The organism is Pseudomonas sp. SP16.1 (assembly GCF_052682975.1).
In genome coordinates this window covers 37,983-59,872 of sequence record NZ_JBQYFZ010000001.1, presented here as the reverse complement: position 1 = coordinate 59,872, position 21,890 = coordinate 37,983, and the positions used below count along the sequence as shown (strand labels likewise).

Annotated in this window: 21 protein-coding genes; 3 read left to right on the top strand and 18 right to left on the bottom strand. The window is 66.4% G+C overall.

The window, feature by feature from the left end; genetic code table 11:
• The 7 genes from ACUTAF_RS00350 to ACUTAF_RS00320 all read right to left on the bottom strand — a co-directional run bounded on the left by ACUTAF_RS00350 (position 1) and on the right by ACUTAF_RS00320 (position 5,803).
• Positions 1-849, bottom strand: a complete 849-nt coding sequence (locus tag ACUTAF_RS00350; RefSeq protein WP_445578115.1) for a GNAT family N-acetyltransferase — start codon at positions 847-849, stop codon at positions 1-3.
• 91 nt (positions 850-940) lie between these two features.
• Positions 941-2,035 carry a tetratricopeptide repeat protein gene (locus tag ACUTAF_RS00345; protein ID WP_445578114.1) on the bottom strand — a complete coding sequence of 365 codons (1,095 nt, stop codon included), beginning with the start codon at positions 2,033-2,035 and terminating at the stop codon, positions 941-943.
• Positions 2,036-2,037: 2 nt separating this feature from the next.
• Complete coding sequence (locus tag ACUTAF_RS00340; protein ID WP_445578113.1) at positions 2,038-2,721, bottom strand: TonB family protein; 684 nt, start codon at positions 2,719-2,721, stop codon at positions 2,038-2,040.
• The gene (locus tag ACUTAF_RS00335) at positions 2,721-3,131 is read right to left on the bottom strand and encodes an ExbD/TolR family protein (RefSeq protein ID WP_445578112.1); all 411 of its coding nucleotides are present in this window, start codon (positions 3,129-3,131) and stop codon (positions 2,721-2,723) included. Before ACUTAF_RS00335 ends, ACUTAF_RS00340 begins: the two co-directional genes overlap by 1 nt.
• A gap of 11 nt (positions 3,132-3,142) precedes the next feature.
• On the bottom strand, positions 3,143-3,691 hold the full coding sequence (locus ACUTAF_RS00330) for a MotA/TolQ/ExbB proton channel family protein (protein WP_445578111.1): 549 nt from the start codon (positions 3,689-3,691) through the stop codon (positions 3,143-3,145).
• The gene (locus tag ACUTAF_RS00325) at positions 3,684-5,033 is read right to left on the bottom strand and encodes a MotA/TolQ/ExbB proton channel family protein (protein ID WP_445578110.1); all 1,350 of its coding nucleotides are present in this window, start codon (positions 5,031-5,033) and stop codon (positions 3,684-3,686) included. Before ACUTAF_RS00325 ends, ACUTAF_RS00330 begins: the two co-directional genes overlap by 8 nt.
• Positions 5,030-5,803, bottom strand: coding sequence for a DUF3450 domain-containing protein (locus tag ACUTAF_RS00320; protein WP_445578109.1), 774 nt, complete (start codon positions 5,801-5,803; stop codon positions 5,030-5,032). The genes ACUTAF_RS00325 and ACUTAF_RS00320 overlap by 4 nt, the downstream gene beginning before the upstream one ends.
• Before the next feature lie 188 nt (positions 5,804-5,991).
• On the opposite strand from ACUTAF_RS00320, the gene ACUTAF_RS00315 reads away from it, so the two are divergent.
• Positions 5,992-6,660 (top strand): OmpW/AlkL family protein, encoded by a 669-nt coding sequence (locus ACUTAF_RS00315; protein WP_445578108.1) that lies wholly within the window; start codon positions 5,992-5,994, stop codon positions 6,658-6,660.
• Positions 6,661-6,716: 56 nt separating this feature from the next.
• On the opposite strand, the gene ACUTAF_RS00310 is transcribed toward ACUTAF_RS00315, so the two are convergent.
• From ACUTAF_RS00310 to ACUTAF_RS00295, 4 genes are read right to left on the bottom strand one after another with little or no spacing between them, the layout of a single operon-like run.
• Positions 6,717-7,637, bottom strand: a complete 921-nt coding sequence (locus tag ACUTAF_RS00310) for an NAD-dependent epimerase/dehydratase family protein (protein WP_445578107.1) — start codon at positions 7,635-7,637, stop codon at positions 6,717-6,719.
• Positions 7,630-8,514, bottom strand: coding sequence for a sugar nucleotide-binding protein (locus ACUTAF_RS00305; protein ID WP_445578106.1), 885 nt, complete (start codon positions 8,512-8,514; stop codon positions 7,630-7,632). The genes ACUTAF_RS00310 and ACUTAF_RS00305 overlap by 8 nt, the downstream gene beginning before the upstream one ends.
• Before the next feature lie 19 nt (positions 8,515-8,533).
• Entirely contained in the window at positions 8,534-9,025 is a 492-nt protein-coding gene (locus tag ACUTAF_RS00300) for a single-stranded DNA-binding protein (RefSeq protein ID WP_445578105.1), read from the bottom strand.
• Between the two features lie 9 nt (positions 9,026-9,034).
• Positions 9,035-10,429, bottom strand: a complete 1,395-nt coding sequence (locus tag ACUTAF_RS00295; protein WP_445578104.1) for an MFS transporter — start codon at positions 10,427-10,429, stop codon at positions 9,035-9,037.
• 133 nt (positions 10,430-10,562) lie between these two features.
• Here ACUTAF_RS00295 and uvrA point away from each other — a divergent pair, with 133 nt between their 5' ends.
• Entirely contained in the window at positions 10,563-13,403 is a 2,841-nt protein-coding gene (gene uvrA / locus ACUTAF_RS00290; protein ID WP_445578103.1) for an excinuclease ABC subunit UvrA, read from the top strand.
• A gap of 97 nt (positions 13,404-13,500) precedes the next feature.
• Positions 13,501-14,769, top strand: a complete 1,269-nt coding sequence (locus ACUTAF_RS00285) for a M14 family zinc carboxypeptidase (protein WP_445578102.1) — start codon at positions 13,501-13,503, stop codon at positions 14,767-14,769.
• 161 nt (positions 14,770-14,930) lie between these two features.
• On the opposite strand, the gene bfr is transcribed toward ACUTAF_RS00285, so the two are convergent.
• From bfr to rpsK, 7 genes are all read right to left on the bottom strand, one after another.
• Positions 14,931-15,395: a bacterioferritin gene (bfr, locus tag ACUTAF_RS00280; RefSeq protein ID WP_445578101.1), complete on the bottom strand. Its 465-nt coding sequence runs from the start codon at positions 15,393-15,395 to the stop codon at positions 14,931-14,933.
• A gap of 117 nt (positions 15,396-15,512) precedes the next feature.
• The gene (gene katG, locus ACUTAF_RS00275; RefSeq protein WP_445578100.1) at positions 15,513-17,663 is read right to left on the bottom strand and encodes a catalase/peroxidase HPI; all 2,151 of its coding nucleotides are present in this window, start codon (positions 17,661-17,663) and stop codon (positions 15,513-15,515) included.
• A 180-nt stretch (positions 17,664-17,843) separates the two neighbouring features.
• Complete coding sequence (locus ACUTAF_RS00270; RefSeq protein ID WP_445578099.1) at positions 17,844-19,223, bottom strand: Na+/H+ antiporter NhaC family protein; 1,380 nt, start codon at positions 19,221-19,223, stop codon at positions 17,844-17,846.
• A 177-nt stretch (positions 19,224-19,400) separates the two neighbouring features.
• The gene (gene rplQ, locus ACUTAF_RS00265) at positions 19,401-19,787 is read right to left on the bottom strand and encodes a 50S ribosomal protein L17 (RefSeq protein WP_037055738.1); all 387 of its coding nucleotides are present in this window, start codon (positions 19,785-19,787) and stop codon (positions 19,401-19,403) included.
• A gap of 44 nt (positions 19,788-19,831) precedes the next feature.
• Entirely contained in the window at positions 19,832-20,833 is a 1,002-nt protein-coding gene (locus ACUTAF_RS00260) for a DNA-directed RNA polymerase subunit alpha (RefSeq protein WP_317525700.1), read from the bottom strand.
• Between the two features lie 22 nt (positions 20,834-20,855).
• Entirely contained in the window at positions 20,856-21,476 is a 621-nt protein-coding gene (gene rpsD, locus ACUTAF_RS00255; protein ID WP_445578098.1) for a 30S ribosomal protein S4, read from the bottom strand.
• A 17-nt stretch (positions 21,477-21,493) separates the two neighbouring features.
• Entirely contained in the window at positions 21,494-21,883 is a 390-nt protein-coding gene (gene rpsK, locus ACUTAF_RS00250; protein WP_003243933.1) for a 30S ribosomal protein S11, read from the bottom strand.
• Positions 21,884-21,890 lie beyond the last annotated feature (7 nt).

Below are 21,890 nucleotides of genomic sequence, written 5' to 3'. Positions count from 1 at the left end.
TCAACCGAGTTCGAAGGTGCAGATGCCGAATACCCACGCCAGCTCGATTTGCGGCGCGGGGCCGGCGTACATGCGCGCCGTCTCGAATACGCACTGCATGCCCCGCGCCCGCACCAGCTCCAGCGCCCCGGCGTTGACCAGCGGCACGTCGAGAAACACCGCCTCGCCCGCCGGCACCCGGGCACAGAGCGCGTCGAACAGGCCGGCCGCGACCCGTCCGTCGTCCGCCAGCAGCGGGCCGATCTTGTAGCCCTCGCGACAGCGGCGGATCACCCCCCACCCGGCCAGCCGTCCCGCCTCGCGCCAGAGCAGCGCATGCCCGTCGGGCATGGCCAGCCAGGCGTGCAGGAAGGCCTCGCGCGGGGCGGGGAACACGCGCCGGTCGTCGGCACATAGCGCGGCGAAATCCGCCGCGCTCACTGCCTCGATCTGCGCCGCCGGCGCCCGCCCCAGCGGCCTGGCCACCCCGGCACAGCGCGCGTTGCGCCAGGCCAGGACAAAGCCGGACTTGCGATAGTTGTCCTGCTGCGCCGGCACCCCGTCGAGCCCGACCACCCTGCCGCGCAGACGCTGCATGCCGTGCTGCCACAGGCGCATGCCGATGCCCTGGCCGCGGAACTCGGGCAGCACGATATACAGGCCGATAAAGCCGAAGTCGGCGCCATAGGCCACCGCGCTGATGCAACCGGCCGGGCGCCCGTCCACCTCGGCGATGAGAAATCCTCCGGGATCGGCGCGATGGAAACAGGCCGCATCATGCAGGCCGGGATTCCAGCCCTCCTGCGCGGCCAGCTCGATCGCGAGGTCGAGCTCGTCGGCGGTCATGGTACGAATGCTGGGGACGGACATGGCGCTGGCATCCTAGGTGGGGGATGCCGATGATCGTCGCGGAAGGCCCGGGTGGCGTCAATCAGGCCGCCCCCGGCGTCAGCAGCGCCGATTAGTTGGCCGCCAGACGGTTTTCCTGCTCGAAACGCAGCTCGCTCTCCGCCCACTGCCGCCATGAACGCACCTTGCTGCGTTCGGCGCCGCTGCGCTCGGCTCGCGCCAGCGCGTCCAGGCCGGCCTGCCAGCGCGACTGTTCCAGCTCCAGCTGGGCTACGTACAGCCAGTGCTTGCCGTTGCCGCTGCGCTCGGCCAGCGGGCGCAGCACACGCACCGCCGCGGCGCGATCGCGCGCCTGCCACCAGAACAGGCCGAGGCGTTCCTGACGCGCCGCGGTGTTGGCCAGCAGGCCGTTGTCGAGCAGCCCGGCGAGCAGCTTGGCGCCCTGCCAGGGCTGCTCGGCGGCGCTGGCGAGCAGCACCAGGTTGTCCAGCTCGGACTCGCTGAAGCGCAGGCCCTTGCTGTGCGCCGCACGCAGGGTGGCCAGCGCCTTGTCGTGGCTGCCGGCCATCTGCTGCAGCGCGGCCAGCTGGCGCCAGCCCTTGGCGTCGTCCGGCTGGCGTGCCAGCAACTGACGCTGCCAGCGCTCGGCCTGGGCGTAGCGCTTGAGGTCGGCGTTGGCGCCGACCAAAAACTGCAGCCAGATATCGCCGGCATTGGGATTGGCCTGCACGTAGCGCTCGGCCAGCGGCAAGGCCTTGGCCGGCTGGTTCAGGCCCTGATAGGCCTGTACCAGCATCTGCAGCACTTCCTCGGAGGCCTTGGCCTGGTTCGGCGCCAGCAGCTCGACGACCTTGGCGAAGCGGCGCTCGCCGAGGTTGAGCTTGGCCAGGTTGAGGCGTTCACCGGCGAGCATCTGCTCGTCCAGCTTGCCGCTGTGCACGGCCTTGTCCAGCCAGTCGATGGCCTGGCCGTTATTTCCGGCCGACCAGGCCACATAGGCCTGGCTGCGCCAGATCAGCGCCTCCTCCAGGCTGCCACTGTTGGCCTCGGCGGCCTCCAGCGCCTTGCGCGCCGCGCCGTGGTCGCCTTTCTGCTGCGCGGCCTGCGCCGCGTTGAGCGCGCGGAACACGGCCGGATCGATGGTTTGCTGGGCCATGCCGGGCACGGCCGCAGCGCTGAGCATCACGAGCAACAACCAACGATACATGGTCAGCTCCTTTGCAGACGGAAGTAGAGGGTTTTCACCGCTTCGCGGTCCACCGCCAGGCCGCCCTCGGTGCGCGGCGCGAAGCGCCAGCGCGCGGCGGCGCGGCGCGCCTCGCGTTCGAACACGTTGCGTGGGTTGGCCTCCAGCACGCGGATGTTCTCCACGTTGCCGCCGCGGTTGATGGTGAAGGCCAGCTTGACGAAGCCTTCGATGCCGCGCTGCAGGGCGTAGCGCGGATAGTCCGGGCGCACGTCGTTGAGCGGCATCACCTCGCTTTCCATGCCGCCCATCTGTCCGCCGGACTCGGCCGCCTCGCTCGGCGGCGTCGGCGCCGGGGCGCCCGGGGCCAAGCCGGACAGGCTCGGCGCCGGCGCGCTGTTGACGGCGATGCCGCTGGCCAGGCTAGGCAGCTGGATATCCAGGGCCGGCAGCTTGGCGCTCGGCGTCGCCGTCTGCGGAGTGGGCGGCGTCGGCGGTTGCGGGGTCTGCGGCTGTGGCGGTTGCGGCGCCTGCTGGCGGTTGCGGCTGGCGGTCTCGCTGGCGTTGCCGTCCATGCGCACGAAGTTGGCCACGCTGACCGGGTCCTGGCTCGGCTTGGCGCGGGGCGGGGCGACCATGTACAGCATCAGGGCGAACAGGCCCAGCGCCATCAGGCAGGCGCCGAGGAAGGACAGCGGCAGGCGCATCAGTTGACTCCGCTACCGGCGGCCAGCGCCACGTCTTGCACGCCGGCCAGGCGCGCCTGGTCCATGACCTGCATCACCAGGCCGGTGCGTGCGTCCTGGTCGGCCTGCACCACCACTGCGCCTTCCGGCTGGTCGACGCGCATGCGCTCGACGTGGGCGCGCACGCTGCGGATGTCCACCGGCTGCTTGTCCATCCACACCTGGCCGTCAGCGGTGACGGCGATGAGGATATTGCCCTTGTCCTGCGGGTTGGCGGTTTCCGCCTGCGGCCGCTGCACTTCGACGCCGGACTCGCGGATGAAGGAGCTGGTGACGATGAAGAAGATCAGCATGATGAAGACCACGTCGAGCATCGGCGTGAGGTCGATGCCGGTGTCTTCGTCCTGCTGGTGGTGGCGACGCATTCTCATGTTGGGCGATCTCAGTCGTGACGCAGCTGGTCGGCCAGCCGCTCGATGGCCTGGCTGGCTTCGCGCTCGAGGCGCGCCAGGCTGAACAATCCGGGAATGGCCAGGACCATGCCGGCCATGGTCGGCAGGGTCGCCTGCCAGACGCCGGCGGCCATGCCGCGTGGGTTGCCGGTGCCGTTGAGGGCGAGCACGTCGAACACCGCGATCATGCCAAGCACGGTGCCGAGCAGGCCGAGCAGCGGATAAAGCGCGACCAGGGTCTTGCTCAGGCGAAGCGGCGCGGCCAGCTGCTGGCGCGCCTGGGCCAGCCAGGCCAGGCGCACGGCGCGCTGCCAGTTGCCGGTGTCGTCGGCCAGCACCTGCTGCCAGGCCTCGCGGCGCTCCTGCACCCAGCGCGGGAAAATCCTGCGCATGTACCAGAAACGCTCGAACACCAGGGTCCAGAACACCACGCAGAGCGCGGCCAGCGCCCACATCACCACGCCACCGGCGCCCATGAAGTCGAGCAACGCGTAGGCGCTGTCGACCAGGTGCAACCAGAAGGCGAACAGATCAGTCACGGCGCGGCGCTCCCGACAGATGCAGGGCGATCAGCCCGGCGCTCTGCTGCTCCAGCACCTGGATCAGACCCTTGCTACGGCTGGCCAGCAGGCTGTGCAGGAACAGCAGCGGAATCGCCACCACCAGGCCCAGCACGGTGGTCACCAGCGCCTGGGAGATGCCGTCGGCCATCAGCCGCGAGTCGCCGCCACCGCTCTGGGTGATGGCCTGGAAGGTGACGATCATGCCGGTCACGGTGCCTAGCAGGCCGAGCAGCGGCGCCACCGCGGCGAGCAGCTTGAGCAGGCCCTGGCCCTTCTCCAGCGGCGGGGTTTCCTGCAGGATCGCCTCGTCCAGCTTCAGCTCCAGGGTGTCCAGGTCGGACAGCTGCGGCTGCGGCCCCAGCACGCCGATCACCCGGCCCAGCGGGTTGTCGCCACGCGGTGCGCTGAGGTCGTGCATCTGCGCCTTGACGCCGCTGCCGACGCGGCCCAGGTAGACCATGCGCCAGGCCGCCAGGAGCAGGCCGAGCGCGCCGAGCAGGACTATCACCCAGCCGACCAGGCCGCCCTGCTGCAGGCGATCCCACAGCGTCGGCTGCTGCTGCAGCTGCGCCAGCAGGCTGCCGCGGCTGGGGTCGATGGGCAGCGTGGCGAGGGCGTCGCGGCTGTCCAGGTAGTCTTCGACCTGGCCCAGACCGGAGGGTTGCCGCGGCGGCGCCACCAGCTCGCCGGCGTCGGCGTCGTAACGCAGGAAGGCGTCCTCGCCGTAGACCGCGAAGGCGCCGACGCGCAGCACCTGCTGCTCGCTGCGCGAGCCATCGGCAGCGACCACCGGCAGCTGCACGCGCTCGATGCGGCCGCTGGCGGCCAGGTCTTCGAGCAGCAGCATCCAGTAGCCGTCGAGGTCTTCGGCAGACGGCAGCGAGCGGCTCTCGGCCAGTGCCTTGAGACGCTTCAGGCGCTCGGGGTACTGGGCGTTGAGCAGGCTGTCCTGCCACTGCCCGGCAACGTCGCCGGCGCTCTGGCGCACCACGCCGAACAGCTCGCCGAGGTGGCCGACGCGCTGCGCCAGGAGTTTTTCCTGTTCGGCCAGCTCGGCTTCCTGGCGATCGAACTCGGCCTTCAGCCGCTCGGCCTCGTCCTTCTGCAGGTTCAGTGCAGAGCGGGCCGCGGCGAGCAGTTGTGCCTGCTCGCCGCGCGTGGCGAGGAAGGCCTGCTCGCGCTCCTGCATGGCGCTGACTTCGGCGGCGCGCTCGCTGCGGATGCGCTGCAACAGTTGATCGGGGCTGAGGGTTTCGGCCACGGCGGCCAGCGCCGGCAACAGGCTGAGCGCCAGTACGGCTACAACACGACGACTCATTGGGCGGCCTCCTCGGCCAGGGTCTTGATCGGCAGGGACAGCACGGCGGGCGCCTGCTGCTGACGGGCGATGGCGATGGCCTGGGTCAGCGGACGCCGCGCGCCGCCGTCGAGCACCTGCCAGGCCTGGGCCTGCGGGTTCCACCAGCCGCTCTCGTGGGCGTCGAGGGTCTGGTAATAGAGCATGCTGCGGCCCAGGCGGAGGAATTCGACGCTGCGCGAGTCGCCGTCGGCCTGGCTCAGCTCGCCGCGCCAGGCTTCCAGGGTGCGGCCGTAGTCGCTCTCGATCTGGTAGGCCTCGAGGATGCGGCGGTACTTGTCGGCCAGGCTGACGTCGGCGCGCGGCAGCAGATCCTGCAGCTGGGCCAGACGATCCTCGCGCTCCTCGGGGAGGAACGGCAGGTCGGCGGCGATGAACTGGCCGAGCACCTCGACCATCTTGACCATCTGCGGGCTGACCGCCTCCTGGGTGCGTTCGATGCCGTCCAGCTGCTGCTGGTAGCTGGCCAGTTCCTGGCGCTGCGCTTCGACCAGGTCACGCAGCTGACTGTTATAACCTTTCAATGCCTCAGCCTGCTGCAAGGCATTGCGGTACTCGGTGAGCATTTCGCGGCTGGCATCGTCCAGCTGCTCGACGCGGCCCTGGGAGGCCTTGGCTTCGGCGGCCAGGCGCTGGCTTTCGTCCAGCGCGGCGTCCAGGGGCGCGGCAGCCAGCGATCCGCTGGCCAGCATCAGGGCGGCGGCCAGGGAGCGGAGGGGGAAGCGATTCATGCGGAGAGGTTCCTCGACAGACGGGCTTGCTGCAAAAAGAGAAACATTATCATCTAGAGACGCATTCTAAGCAATCGGCAAAACACCGCGGCAGCGCCTCCATCCATTGAGCTGGGTCAAAGAGTAGATCAATGCATGGCTTAGCATTTATTCCAACCCAGACACCCGAGACTCGATTGGAGTTCACTATGCACAAGTCGCTGTTCACCGCCTCCCTGCTGGCCCTGGCCATCGCCGCGCCCCTGGCGCAGGCCCACCAAGCCGGCGACATCATCGTGCGCGCCGGTGCCGCCACCGTCGACCCGCGCGAAGACAGTTCCGCCCTGAAGCTCAACGACGCGACCCTGGGCGGCCAGGCCACCGTGGACAGCAACACCCAACTGGGCCTCACCGGTACCTACATGCTGACCGACAATCTGGGCATCGGCCTGCTGGCCGCCACGCCCTTCGAACACAGCGTCGGAGTCAAGGGCCTGGGCGGCCTGGACGGCAAGCTGGCGGACATCAAGCATCTGCCGCCGACCCTGTCGCTGCAGTACTTTCCGCTGGACAAGGACAGCCAGATGCAACCCTATGTCGGCGTCGGCCTGAACTACACCACCTTCTTCGACGAAGACCTGACCAGCACCCGCGAGGGGCAGGGCTTCAGCAACCTGGACCTGGATGACTCCTGGGGCCTGGCGCTGGAGGCCGGCATGGACGTCATGCTGACCGACAACCTGCTGTTCAACGCCGCGGTCTGGTACATCGACATCGATACCACCGCCACCACTGACCTGGCCGGAGCCGGCAAGGTCAAGGTCGATGTGGATATCGATCCGTTCGTCTATATGGTCGGCCTGGGCTACAAGTTCTAAGCCCGCCTACGCAATGAAGAAAGCCGGCATCTGCCGGCTTTCTTCATTTACCCAAGCTACAGGCCGAGCAACTGGCTCAGGCCCTCACGCAGCGGCGTCTGCCGCGGCAGACGGTAATGCGCCTGCAGGCGGCGGTTGTCGGCGCGCGAATGGCGGATATCGCCGGCGCGCGCCGACAGATGACTCACCGGTGGCAGACCGCCACAGAGCACGCCGATCTCCGCCAGCAACTGGTTGAGACTCACGGCCTGGTTCCAGCCGACGTTCACCGCCTGCTCCACGTACTGGCCGAACAGGCCCTGCACCAGCAACTCGATCAGATCACCGACATAGAAGAAGTCGCGGGTCTGCTCGCCGTCGCCGAACACGCTGATCGGCAGGCCCTGCTGGGCGCGGCGGGTGAAGATGCTGATCACCCCGGAATAGGGCGAGGACGGGTCCTGGCGCGGGCCGTAGATATTGAAGAAGCGGAAGATCGCCGGCTCCAGACCATGCTGGCGGCGGTAGAAATCCAGGTAGTGCTCGCTGGCCAGCTTGTCCGCCGCGTAGGGGGTCAGCGGCGCCTTGGCGGTGTCCTCGCCGATGGCCAGGCCTTCACCGTTGTTGCCATAGATCGCCGCGCTGGAGGCATAGAGCACGCGGCGCACGCCGTGCCGGCGCATGGCCTCGCAGACGTTGAGGGTGCCGATGAAATTGCTCTGGTGGGTCGCCACCGGGTCATCCACCGAGGCCTGCACCGAGGCCACCGCAGCCAGGTGCGCCACCGCGGAGCAACCGGCGACGGCCTGCTCGACTGCCGCGGCGTCGGCGACGTCGGCCTCGATCAGGCGCAGGCGCGGATGGTCCAGCGGCAGGTTAGCGCGCTTGCCCATGGACAGGTTGTCCAGCACGCGCACGCCGTGACCTTCGGCCAGCAAGGCGTCGACCAGGTGCGAGCCGATAAAGCCGGCACCGCCGGTTACGAGGATTTCAGCCATGGCGGTAGTAGCGATCCAGCAGGCTCGGCAGGCCGGCACGCCAGGCGCGCGGCTTGATGCCGAAGGTGTGAAGAATTTTCTTGCAGGCGAGCACCGCGTGCTGCGGCTCGTCGGCGGCATCCGGGCGGGCGGCGTGGGCCTGGGGAAGGATCTCCTCGACCAGGTTGCTGCGGTAGTGGCGCGCCTCGCTCAGCACGGCCTGGCCCAGGCTCAGCGAGGTGCTCGCCTCATGGCCGCCGTAGTGATAGGTGCCCCATAGCGGCGACTCGCAGTCGAGCTGCTTGAGCACGGCGAGGATCACCCGCGCGGCATCGTCCACCGGCGTCGGGTTGCCGCGACGATCGTCCGCCAAATACAGCGCTTCGTCGCGCTCGGCACGCTGCAGGAAGCGCCCGAGCAGGCCCTCGCGGCTGTCATCGAGCAGCCAGCCGAAACGCAGCAGCACGTGCCGCGGGCAGATCGCCCGCACGCTCTGCTCCAGGCACCAGAGCACCTGGCCGCGCAGGCCCAGCGGCTGCGGCTCCTCCTTCTCGCTGTAGGCGGTGGCTCGCGAGCCATCGAAGACCCGATAGCTGGAGGGTTGTATCAGGACGATGGAATGATGCTGGCAAAGCTCGGCGAGCCGCTCGACCGCGCGCTGCTGGGTGGCCAGGCGCGACTCCGCCACCGACTCGGCCTGGAACCAGTCGAAGTAGTAGGCCAGATTGAGCAGGGCATCCGGTCGGGTATCGTCGAGCAACTGGGTCAGGCTGGTGGCGTCCCAACCCGATTCCGGTGGCCTGGGCGCGAGGAAGCCGATGTCTTCCTCGGCGCCGAGACGGATCAGCGCTTGCCCCAGGGCGCTACCGCCGCCCAGCAGCATCAGGCGCATTCGCATAGGCTAGAGGCCGCGCCGCTTAGAACGGGATGTCGTCGTCGAAGCTGTCGTAGTCCGGCGCAGGCTGGGCCTGCTGTTGCGGAGCCGGGCGCTCCTGACGCGGGGCCTGCTGCTCGCGCTGCGGCGCCGGGCGCGACTGGCGCGGCGCGCCGCTGTCGTCACCACTCGGACGACCGCCAAGCAGCTGCATGGTGCCCTGCATGTCGACGATGATCTCGGTGGTGTAACGCTTGATGCCGTCCTTCTCCCACTCGCGGGTCTGCAGCTTGCCCTCGATATAGACCTGCGAGCCCTTGCGCAGATACTCGCCGGCGATCTCGGCGACCTTGCCGAACAGGGCGACGCGGTGCCACTCGGTCTTCTCGACCTTCTGCCCGGTCTGCTTGTCGGTCCACTGCTCGCTGGTGGCCAGGCTCAGGTTGGTCACTGCGTTGCCGCTGGGCAGGTAGCGTGTTTCCGGGTCCTGGCCGCAGGTACCGACCAGAATGACTTTGTTAACCCCACGGGCCATAACGTTCTCCTAGGCTCCGCACGCCGCGGGCGCCGATACGATCAGGCGCTCCAGAGACGGGCGATCCACTTGTTGGGTGTCCACTTTGATATAGATGGCCGCTTCGTCGACCACCACCACGGCGTCCGCCACTCCAGGCGTAGCCTTCAGGCGTTCGACCAGTCCGACATCGGCCAGGGCCGCGGCTTCGAGCGGCAGGCGCAAACTGGTCACGTACGGCGGTTCGCGCATAGTAACAGCAATGGCCAGCCAAATTGCACAGAGCGCCGCGCAGCCGATGAACACACCACTCAGGCCCGTCTGCTGATAGAGCCAGCCGCCGAAGATGCCGCCCAGCGCGGCGCCGAGGAACTGGCTGGTGGAGTACACCCCCATCGCCGTGCCCTTGCCGCCGGCCGGCGCCACCTTGCTGACCAGCGACGGCAGCGAGGCCTCGAGCAGGTTGAACGCGGTGAAGAACAGCACGGTGCCCAGCACCAGCGCGCGCAGGCTGCTGCCGAACAGGGCGAAGTACAGCTCGCAGAGCAGCAGCACAGCCACCGCGCCGAGCAGCACGCGCTTCATCCGGCGCTTCTTCTCGCCGTAGATGATGAACGGCACCATGCCGAAGAAGCCGATCAGCAGGGCGGTGAGGTAGACCCACCAGTGCTCTTCCTTGGCCAGCCCGCCCTGCTCCACCAGCGCCAGCGGCAGCGCGACGAAGCTGGCCATGAGCACTGCGTGCAGGACGAGGATGGCGAAATCCAGGCGCAGCAGGTCGCCATGCTTGAGCGTCGGCCACAGCGCCTGTTTCGCCACACCGGACTCGCGATGCTGCAGGGGCCCGGCACTCCTGGGGACGATGCCGACGACGATCGCAATGCCGAGCAGCGCCATCGCCGCCGTCGCCCAGAACAGCCCGGCCAGGCCGAAGGCGCGGGTCAGCAAGGGGCCGACCACCATGGCCACGGCGAACGACAGGCCGATGCTCATGCCGATCATGGCCATGGCCTTGGTCCGGTGCTGCTCGCGGGTCAGATCGGAGAGCAGCGCCATCACCGCCGCCGAGATGGCCCCGGCGCCCTGCAGAATCCGTCCGGCGATCACCCCCCAGATGGAATCGGCATTGGCCGCCAGCACGCTGCCGGCGGCGAAGATCAGCAGGCCGGCGTAGATCACCGGGCGGCGGCCGATACGGTCGCTGAGCATGCCGAAGGGAATCTGCAGCAGCGCCTGGGTCAGGCCGTAGGCACCGATGGCCAGGCCGATCAGCGCCGGGGTGCTGCCGGCCAGGTCCATGCCGTAGGTGGCCAGCACCGGCAGGACCATGAACATGCCCAGCATGCGGAACGCGAATACCAGCGCCAGGCCACCGGCCGCGCGGGTTTCGCTGCCACTCATGCGCTCGCTGTGCGGATCGTGCATCGAAGAAGTTCCGTGAAAACCAGCCGGCGATTCTAGCAGCCAGCGCTGCTTCGGCACAGGCGCGCACTTTGCCGCAGGCTGGCGGCAGGCCCTATACTCGGCCGTTTCCGCCCGCCATGCGAGGCCGTTGCAAGTGGACAAGATTCTGATTCGTGGGGCCCGCACCCACAACCTGAAGAACATCGACCTGACCCTGCCGCGCGACAAGCTGATCGTGATCACCGGCCTGTCCGGCTCGGGCAAGTCGTCACTGGCCTTTGACACCCTCTACGCCGAGGGCCAGCGCCGCTACGTGGAATCGCTGTCGGCCTATGCCCGGCAGTTCCTGTCGATGATGGAGAAGCCCGACGTCGACACCATCGAAGGCCTGTCGCCGGCCATTTCCATCGAGCAGAAGTCGACCTCGCACAACCCGCGCTCGACCGTCGGCACCATCACCGAGATCTACGACTACCTGCGCCTGCTCTACGCCCGCGTCGGCATCCCGCGCTGCCCGGACCACGACGTGCCGCTGGAGGCGCAGACCGTCAGCCAGATGGTCGACCAGGTGCTGGCCCTGCCGGAAGGGCGCAAGCTGATGCTGCTGGCGCCGGTGGTGCGCGAGCGCAAGGGCGAGCACCTGTCGGTATTCGAGGAACTGCGCGCCCAGGGCTTCGTCCGCGCGCGGGTCAACGGCAAGCTCTACGAGCTGGACGAGCTGCCCAAGCTGGACAAGCAGAAGAAGCACAGCATCGACGTGATGGTCGACCGCTTCAAGGTGCGCGAGGACCTGCAGCAGCGCCTGGCCGAATCCTTCGAAACGGCCCTCGGCCTGGCCGACGGCATCGCCCTGGTCGCGCCGATGGACGATGAGCCGGGCGAGGAGATCATCTTCTCCGCGCGCTTCGCCTGCCCGCACTGCGGTCACTCGATCAGCGAGCTGGAGCCCAAGCTGTTCTCCTTCAACAATCCGGCCGGCGCCTGCCCGACCTGCGACGGCCTGGGGGTCAAGCAGTTCTTCGACACCAAGCGCCTGGTCAATGGCGAGCTGACCCTGGCCGAGGGCGCCATCCGCGGCTGGGATCGGCGCAACGTCTACTACTTCCAGATGCTCGGCTCGCTGGCCGCGCACTATGGCTTCAGCCTGGAGCAGCCGTTCGACGACCTGGCCGCCGAACACCAGAAGGTGATCCTGTTCGGCAGCGGCGCGCAGAACGTCGACTTCAAGTACCTCAACGACCGCGGCGATATCGTCAAGCGCTCGCACCCCTTCGAGGGCATCATCCCCAACCTGGAGCGACGCTACCGCGAAACCGAGTCGGCCAGCGTGCGCGAGGAGCTGGCCAAGTTCCTCAGCACCCAGCCCTGCCCGGATTGCCGCGGCACCCGCCTGCGCCGCGAGGCGCGCCACGTCTGGGTCGGCGAGAAGACCCTGCCTGCGGTCAGCGGCCTGCCGGTGGGCGACGCCTGCGACTACTTCGGCGCCCTGCACCTCACCGGCCGCCGCGGCGAGATCGCCGAGAAGATCCTCAAGGAAATCCGCGAGCGCCTGCAGTTCCTGGTCAACGTCGGCCTCGACTACCTGACCCTGGATCGCAGCGCCGACACCCTGTCCGGCGGCGAGGCGCAGCGCATCCGCCTGGCCAGCCAGATCGGCGCCGGCCTGGTAGGCGTGATGTACATCCTCGACGAGCCCAGCATCGGCCTGCACCAGCGCGACAACGAGCGCCTGCTCGGCACCCTCACCCACCTGCGCAACCTGGGCAACACGGTGATCGTGGTCGAGCACGACGAGGACGCCATCCGCCTGGCCGACTACGTGGTGGATATCGGCCCCGGCGCCGGCGTGCATGGCGGGCGCATCGTCGCCGAGGGCACCCCGGACGAGGTCATGGCGCATGCCGACTCGCTGACCGGCAAGTACCTGTCCGGCCGCGAGAAGATCCGCTACCCGGCCACCCGCACCCCACGCGACAGGAAGAAGCAGCTCAAGCTCAAGGGCGCGCGCGGCAACAACCTGCGCAATGTCGACCTGGAGATTCCGGTCGGCCTGCTCACCTGCGTCACCGGGGTGTCCGGCTCGGGCAAGTCGACGCTGATCAACAATACCCTGTTCCCGCTCACCGCCACCGCGCTGAACGGCGCCACCAGCCTGGAGGCCGCGGCCCACGACTCGTTCGACGGCCTGCAGCACCTGGACAAGGTGGTCGACATCGACCAGAGCCCGATCGGCCGCACGCCGCGCTCCAACCCGGCCACCTACACCGGGCTGTTCACGCCGATCCGCGAACTGTTCGCCGGCGTGCCGGAATCGCGCTCGCGCGGCTACGGCCCGGGGCGCTTCTCCTTCAACGTCAAGGGCGGACGCTGCGAGGCCTGCCAGGGCGACGGCGTGATCAAGGTGGAGATGCACTTTCTGCCGGACATCTACGTGCCGTGCGACGTGTGCAAGGGCAAGCGCTACAACCGCGAGACCCTGGAGGTGAAGTACAAGGGCAAGAGCATCACCGAGGTGCTCGACATGACCATCGAGGAGGCGCGCGCCTTCTTCGACGCCGTGCCGGCCATCGCCCGCAAGCTGCAGACGCTGATGGACGTCGGCCTGTCCTATATCAAGCTGGGGCAGAGCGCGACCACGCTATCCGGCGGCGAGGCGCAGCGGGTCAAGCTGTCGCGCGAGCTGTCCAAGCGCGATACCGGCAAGACCCTGTACATCCTCGACGAGCCGACCACCGGCCTGCACTTCGCCGATATCCAGCAACTGCTCGACGTGCTGCACCGCCTGCGCGACCACGGCAACACCGTGGTGGTGATCGAGCACAACCTGGACGTGATCAAGACCGCCGACTGGATCGTCGACCTCGGCCCCGAGGGCGGCTCCAAGGGCGGCCTGATCATCGCCACCGGCACCCCGGAAGAGGTGGCGGCCAATCCGGCGTCGCACACCGGGCACTTCCTGGGGCCGCTACTGGAGCGCGAACGCGCCGCCAGCTGAGCAGGATTCGACGCAACCTCTGCGCCCGGGCCAGGTCAAACTGGGGTCCCCCGGGCAGTGCAGGCGGGACATATCGCCTATCACAAGGAGAGTCCCCATGCGTCTGACATTCGCGTCCCTGCTGCTCGGTGCGGGCCTGCTACCCTCGCTCGCCGCAGCCGCCCAACCGAACGGCCCCTGGGTCAACGAGCAGCAGCAGGTCTCGCTCGAAGGCTTCATGAGCAATGCCCAGTTATACGACCAGCTCGCCAGCCTGGCCCGTCGCTCCGGCGGCGCGCTCAGCCTGGAGCAGACCGGCAGCAGCGGCGAGGGCCGGCCGATCTGGCTGGCGCGCCTGGGCAAGAGCGGCAACCCCGCGGTGATGATCATCACCCAGCAGCACGGCAACGAACCCCACGGCACCGAGGCCGCCCTCGACCTGATGCGCAAGCTGGCGGCCGGCGGCGCCTTCTCCACACAGGTGCTGGACCATCTGCAGGTGATCTTCATCCCCCGCGTCAATCCCGACGGCACCGCCCAGGCGAGTCGCGGCAACCTGGACTTCAGCGCGCCGCAGACCAATGCCAGTTGCCTGCGTACCGACGGCAGCGTCGACCCCGACAAACTCGACCAGGGCCTCGGCGCCAACGTCACCGCTCACACCTCCGAGGACGGGGTGCGCCGCTGGAGCTATGACATCAATCGCTATCACTGGCCGGACTGGAGCCAGAGCACCCAGATCACCTGCAACCCGGGGCTGGCCGACCAGCGCCATTTCGATCCCGGCCTCAACCCGGCGCCCGAGGCCCAGGCCGTGCGCAGCGCCTATGATCGCTACCAACCGATGTGGCTGGTCGATGTGCACAACCAGAACCCGGCCGTGGTGCTCGACGAGGCCGATGCCGAAGCCAATCGCCCGGGCCGCCAGGTGACCGGCTCGATCACCTGGCCGACCAATGCCGCCGTCGCCCCGGCGGCGGTTGAGCTGTCGAAGCAGATGGCCCTGGTGATGAAGAAGCGCTCGCTGCAGCTCGGCAACATGGAGATCACCAACTACTACTATGAGCGCCCGGACGGCAGTATCCGCCGCGGCGGAGGCGAACCAGGCATCGCCCGCAACGCGTACGCCCTGCTCGGCAGCAGGCTTCTGGCCAGCGGCGCCGAGGGGCCGCTGGGCGGCAGCATCCTGATGGAGATCACCGGACTGAACAGCCGCGGCCAGAAGTCCATCGGCATGTTGCGCAACAACGTCAGGGAGATGCTCGAGGCGCTGCTGCTCGCCACCGCCGACGGCAGCCTGCTGACGCAGGCCCCCGCCGAGGCCGATCGCCTGCTGCGCCCCGGACAGGAGGTGGACGAGCCGCTGGACAATCCGCACGACGAATAGCCGCGCAGACAGAGACGGAGTCGCCCCTTACCCCTGCGCGCAGGGCCTGGGCGGCCCCACCCCATCCTCCGCGGACGGCGGATTGGCCAAGAAAAAAGCCGCGCGCCCCAGGGCGTCGCGGCTTCTCCGCCAGCTGCACGGCGCATGCCGCCTGCAAGCACTTACATCTGCGCCTGCAGGTACTTCTCCAGCCCAAGCTTGTCGATCAGTTGCAGCTGGATCTCCAGCCAGTAGGCGTGGTCTTCCTCGGTGTCCTTGAGCTGGGTCAGGAGGATGTCGCGGCTCTGGTAGTCCTGGTGCTTCTCGCACAGCTCGATGCCCTGGCTCAGCGCGGCGCGCACCTCGTACTCCAGCGCCAGGTCCAGCCTCAGCGCCTCGGGCACGGTCTGGCCGTAACTGAACGGATTGGGCGCCATGTCCGGCACGCCCTCGAGGAAGATGATGCGCTTGAGCAGCGCGTCGGCGTGCTGGGTCTCCTCCTCCATCTCGTGATTGATACGCTCGTAGAGCTTGTTGAAGCCCCAGTCCTCGTACAGCCGCGAGTGGATGAAATACTGGTCGCGCGCGGCCAGCTCGCCCTTGAGCAGTTGCTTGAGGTAGTCGATGACTTCGCTATGGCCTTTCATGCAGGCAATCCTTGTTGCATCCGTAAACAGCGGGCAATGCTCCGCCTGGTGTCGGGCGCGGTCAAGCAAAAGCACAACGCCCCCGCGAGGGAGGCGTTGCCGTACATTGACGCAGCGTCAGGCCAGGTCGAAACGATCCAGGTTCATCACCTTGGTCCAGGCGGCGACGAAGTCCCTGACCAACTTCTCCTTGCCGTCGGTGCTGGCGTACACCTCGGCGTAGGCACGCAGGACCGAGTGCGAGCCAAACACCAGGTCATTGCGGGTAGCGGTGTACTTAAGCTGACCATCCTTGCGGTCCCGGCCTTCGAACATTTCGTTACTGTCATCCACGGCTTTCCATACGGTGCCCATGTCGAGCAGGTTGACGAAGAAGTCGTTGGACAGTACGCCTACCTTGTCCGTGAACACACCATGCAGGCTGCCATCGTAGTTGGCGCCCAGTACACGCAGACCGCCGATCAGCGCGGTCAGCTCCGGTGCCGTCAGGGTCAGCAACTGCGCCTTGTCGATCAGCATGGCCTCGGTCGGCACCCCCAGATCGCCCTTGCTGTAGTTGCGGAAGCCATCGGCAGCCGACTCCAGCACTTCGAACGACTCGACGTCGGTCTGATCCTGACGCGCATCGACACGCCCGGGCGCGAACGGCACGTCGACCGTCACGCCAGCGGCCTTGGCCGCCAGTTCGACCCCGACGTTACCCGCCAGGACGATGACATCGGCCAGCGACGCCTTGCCGGAGGCCTGCTGGATCTCCACCAGTTTCGGCAGCACCTTGATTGCCCGCTGGTTGGCTTCCCAATCCTTCTGCGGCGCCAATGCCAGGCGCGCCCCGTTGGCACCACCGCGCTTGTCGCCACCGCGGAAGCTAGAGGCCGAGGCCCAGGCAACGGACACCAGGTCACCGACCGACAGCCCGGATGCAACGATCTTCGCTTTCAGATCGGCGATATCGGCAGCGCCCGGGTTATGGGTGGCAGCCGGCAGCGGATCTTGCCAGATCAGGTCCTCTTTCGGCACTTCCGGGCCGAGGTAGCGGGCCTTCGGCCCCATGTCGCGGTGAGTCAGCTTGTACCAGGCGCGGGCGAAGGCATCGGCGAAGGCCTGCGGGTCTTCGTGGAATCGCTTGGATATCCTGCCGAACTCCGGGTCGAACCGCAGGGTCAGGTCGGTGGTGAGCATGGTCGGCTTGTGGAACTTGCCCGGCACATGCGCATCCGGAATGATCTCCGGTGCGTCCTTGGCCACCCACTGCTTGGCCCCGGCAGGCGATTTGGTCAGCTCCCATTCGAACTTGAACAGGTTCTCGAAGAAGTTGTTGCTCCACAGCGCCGGGGTCTTGGTCCAGGTGACCTCGATGCCGCTGGAGATGGTGTCCTTGCCATGGCCACTACCGTAGTCGCTGATCCAGCCCAGCCCCTGGGCCTCGATCGGCGCCGCCTCGGGCTCCGGCCCCTTGTGCGATTCCGGCGCGGCACCGTGGGCCTTGCCGAAGGTATGGCCGCCGGCGATCAGGGCGACGATTTCCTCGTCGTCCATGGCCATGCGGTTGAAGGTGGCGCGAATGTCCTTGGCCGCGGCCAGGTAGTCGCCGCTGGCATTGGGGCCCTCCGGGTTCACATAGATCAGTCCCATGTGCGTGGCGCCGAAGGGCGCGGCCAGCTCCCTTTCATCGTTGACGCGCTTGGGATCGACCCCCAGCCAGGCGATCTCGGCGCCCCAGTTGACGTCCTGATCCGGCTCCCACACGTCTTCGCGTCCGGCGCCGAAGCCGAAGGTACGAAAGCCCATGGATTCCAGTGCGACGTTGCCGGCGAGGATCATCAGGTCGGCCCAGGAAATGGACTGGCCATACTTCTGCTTGATCGGCCAGAGCAGGCGGCGCGACTTGTCGATGTTGACGTTGTCCGGCCAGCTGTTGAGCGGCGCGAAACGCTGCTGTCCACGACCGCCGCCGCCACGCCCGTCGGTAGTGCGGTAGGTCCCGGCGGAGTGCCAGGCCATGCGGATGAACTGCGGGCCGTAGTGGCCGAAGTCGGCCGGCCACCAGTCCTGGCTGTCGGTCATCAGCTTGACCAGATCGGCCTTGAGCGCCTTGTAGTCGAGCTTCTTGAATTCTTCGGCGTAGTTGAACTTCTCGCCCAGCGGGTTGGATCTGTCGGAGTGCTGGTTCAGCAAGTCCACATGCAGCTGGTTCGGCCACCAATCCTTGTTGCTCGTGCCGCCACCTGCGACGTGATTGAACGGACATTTACCTTGGTTGGACATGGTTCTCTCCTTTTACCTCATCAGGTCGGTCTCAGCGCCTGTGGCCGACGATGAAACAAGCCTAGACCCGCTTCGCTAGGGGAACCAATTCATGAAGCGTAACGACCCGATAGCTATTTTCTTTCGGCCCGGGAATGAAAAAACGGGCCACCGGGGCCCGTTCTTTTGCCGCACGCCAGCTCAGGCGACCAGCACGAAACCGACGAACGCCACCGCCGCTGCGACCAGGGTATAGGGCAACTGGGTGACTGCATGGCTGATCAGGTTGCAGCCCGAGCCCTGCGCTGCCAGCACGGTCGAGTCGCTGTAGAAGCAGGCCTGGCTGCCGAAGGCCGAAGCCGACATCAGCGCGCCGATCACCAGCGGGATATCCGCGCCCAAGGCATAGGCCAGCGGCATGACGATGGGGATGGTCACGGCGAAGATGCCCCAGGACGAACCGGTGGCGAAGGACAGCACCGCCATGCACAGGAACACCATGGCCGGCAGCATCTGCGGGGTCATGTAGGGCTTGAGGCTCTCGACCACGTACTGCGGCAGCATCAGCTGGTCACAGACGTCCTTGAAGACGAACGCCGCGACGCAGATGCCGATGGCCGGCAGCATGGTCTTGAAGCCGTCGACCATCTGATCGAGCATCTCGGCCAACGGCATCAGGCGCTGCAGCAGGTAGAACGGCAGGGTCAGCAGCATGGTGGCGATCATGCCCATCCACACGTCGATGTCGAAGTAGACGGTGAAGCCCACCAGCATCGCCAGCGGCACCAGGAAGTTGTGCAGCATGCCGGTCTCCTTGTCGGCCCCCTCGAACTCCTCCTCCAGCGACTTCATCGCATAGTTATGCTCGGCGCTCAGCTCGCCCACGTGCATGGCCCCGGCCGAGCCGTGGCGCGCCTGCATCTCGGCCTTGCGCATCGGCCCGAGATCGGGGAACAGCCCGGCGGCCACCAGCAGCACCAGCACTACCGCGGCCCAGGCGTAGAGCATGTACGGAATGGCCTGCATGTAAACATCGATGCCTTGGCCGGTCTCGGCGATGCCGTTGTTCTCCAGCAGGCCACCGAAGAACACCGCCCAGGTCGACAGCGGCACCAGCACGCAGATCGGCGCCGCGGTGGAGTCCACCACGTAGGCCAGCTTCTCGCGGGAGATGCTGAAACGGTCGGTGACCCGCTTCATGGTCTCGCCTACCGTCAGGGCATTGAGATAGTCGTCGACGAAGATCACCACACCGAGGACGAAGGTCATCAGCAGCGAGGAGCGGCGCCCCTTGGCCAGGGTCAGCGCGGCGCGACCAAAGGCGAGCGCACCGCCGGTACGCACCAGCAGCGCGATCAGCGCGCCGAAGCTGCCGCAGACCAGGATCAGCCAGCCGATGGTTTCATCCTGCATCACCTTCAGCGAAATCTCGGCGAAGCTGCCCAGGGCATCCTGCGGCGATAGCAGCAACAGGCCGGTGCAGGCCCCTATCAGCAAGGCGAGGATGGGACGGCGCAGCCAGATGGCGAGGGTCAGGACAACGGCGGGAGGGATAAGACTCAAAGCGGTAGGTTCGGACATGATCGGCAATTGTTCTTATTGAGGCCGGCGAGCCGGCGAATCGAAGACAGCCGAACCTTACCCGAGCCCAACAACGTACACAATATCAAACACGACGTGCGGAAAAATATTCACACAACCAAACGACAGACAACAAAAAACCGGGCACTAGGCCCGGTTCTTCGTACAACCAGCAACTTACTCGGCAGCTTCTACCGAACCAGCGACCGGACGGTCGACCAGTTCGACGTAAGCCATCGGGGCGTTGTCGCCAGCGCGGAAGCCGCACTTGAGGATGCGCAGGTAGCCGCCGTTGCGGGTGGCGTAGCGCTTGCCCAGGTCGTTGAACAGCTTGCCGACGATGGCTTTCGAACGGGTACGGTCGAAGGCCAGACGACGGTTGGCAACACTGTCTTCCTTGGCCAGGGTGATCAGCGGCTCGGCAACGCGGCGCAGTTCCTTGGCTTTCGGCAGGGTAGTTTTGATCAGCTCGTGCTCGAACAGCGAGACCGCCATGTTCTGGAACATGGCCTTGCGGTGAGCGCTGGTGCGGCTGAGGTGACGGCCACTTTTACGATGACGCATGGTTCAATTCCTTACCAAACTTGTTCGTTCGGTGATGATGACGATCAGGCAGTGGCCTTATCGTCTTTCTTCAGACTTGCCGGCGGCCAGTTGTCGAGGCGCATACCGAGGGACAGACCGCGAGAGGCCAGAACATCCTTGATTTCGGTCAGGGATTTCTTGCCCAGGTTCGGGGTTTTGAGCAGCTCTACTTCGGTGCGCTGAATCAGGTCGCCGATGTAGTAGATGTTCTCCGCCTTGAGGCAGTTGGCCGAACGTACGGTCAGTTCCAGGTCGTCGACGGGACGCAGCAGGATCGGATCGATCTCGTCTTCCTGCTCGACCACCACCGGCTCACTGTCACCCTTGAGGTCGACGAACGCGGCCAGCTGCTGCTGCAGGATGGTCGCGGCACGACGGATGGCCTCTTCGGGGTCCAGGGTACCGTTGGTTTCCAGGTCGATGACCAGTTTGTCCAGGTTGGTGCGCTGCTCGACACGGGCGTTTTCCACCACGTAAGCAACCCGACGCACAGGGCTGAACGAAGCATCCAGCTGCAAGCGACCGATGCTGCGGCTTTCGTCCTCGTCGCTCTGACGCGCGTCAGCCGGCTCATAGCCGCGACCACGAGCCACGGTGAGCTTCATGTTCAGCGCGCCATTGGCGGCCAGGTTGGCGATGACGTGGTCGCCATTGACGATTTCGACATCGTGATCCAGCTGAATATCGGCAGCGGTAACGACGCCCGGGCCCTTCTTAGCCAGAGTCAGGGTCACTTCGTCACGGCCGTGCAGCTTGATAGCCAGACCTTTCAGGTTGAGCAGGATCTCGATCACATCTTCCTGCACACCTTCGATCGCGGAGTACTCGTGGAGTACGCCGTCGATCTCGGCCTCGACTACTGCACAGCCAGGCATGGAGGACAACAGGATGCGACGCAGCGCGTTGCCCAGGGTATGGCCGAAACCACGCTCGAGAGGCTCGAGGGTGATCTTGGCGCGGGTCGGACTGACCTCCTGCACATCGATGTGACGGGGGGTCAGGAACTCATTTACCGAAATCTGCATGGATGCACCTATTTTCTAGCCCTTACTTGGAGTAGAGCTCGACAATCAGGCTCTCGTTGATGTCAGCGGACAGATCGCCACGAGCCGGTACGTTCTTGAACACACCAGACTTCTTCTCGGCGTCTACGTCTACCCACTCAACGCGGCCGCGCTGGGCGCAGAGCTCGAGAGCCTGAGCGATGCGCAGCTGGTTCTTCGATTTCTCGCGAACAGCAACGACGTCGCCAGCTTTAACCTGGTAGGACGGTACGTTTACGGTCTGACCGTTGACGCTGATTGCTTTGTGCGAAACCAGCTGGCGGGATTCGGCACGGGTAGCGCCAAAGCCCATACGGTAAACCACGTTATCCAGACGGCATTCCAGCAGCTGCAGCAGGTTTTCGCCGGTGGCGCCCTTCTGGCTGGCGGCTTGCTTGTAGTAACCGCTGAACTGACGCTCGAGCACGCCGTAGATACGACGAACTTTCTGCTTCTCACGCAGCTGGGTGCCGTAGTCGGACTGGCGACCGCGACGCTGACCGTGGATACCGGGAGCTGCTTCGATGTTGCACTTCGATTCAAGCGCGCGAACACCGCTCTTCAGAAAGAGATCGGTGCCTTCACGACGAGACAGTTTGCACTTGGGACCAATGTAACGAGCCATTTCTCACTGTCTCCTGTTTACACGCGACGCTTCTTCGGCGGACGGCACCCGTTATGCGGGATAGGCGTCACGTCGGTGATGCTGGCGATTTTGTAGCCGCAGGCGTTCAGAGCACGCACGGCGGATTCGCGACCCGGACCCGGGCCCTTGACGTTCACGTCGAGGTTCTTCAGGCCATACTCCAGAGCAGCCTGACCAGCGCGCTCGGCGGCGATCTGAGCGGCGAACGGAGTGGACTTACGCGAGCCGCGGAAACCCGAACCACCGGAGGTGGCCCAGGACAGGGCGTTACCCTGACGGTCGGTAATGGTCACGATGGTGTTGTTGAAAGACGCGTGGATATGGGCGATGCCATCGACCACCGTCTTTTTGACTTTCTTACGAGTACGAGCAGCAGGTTTTGCCATGACTAAA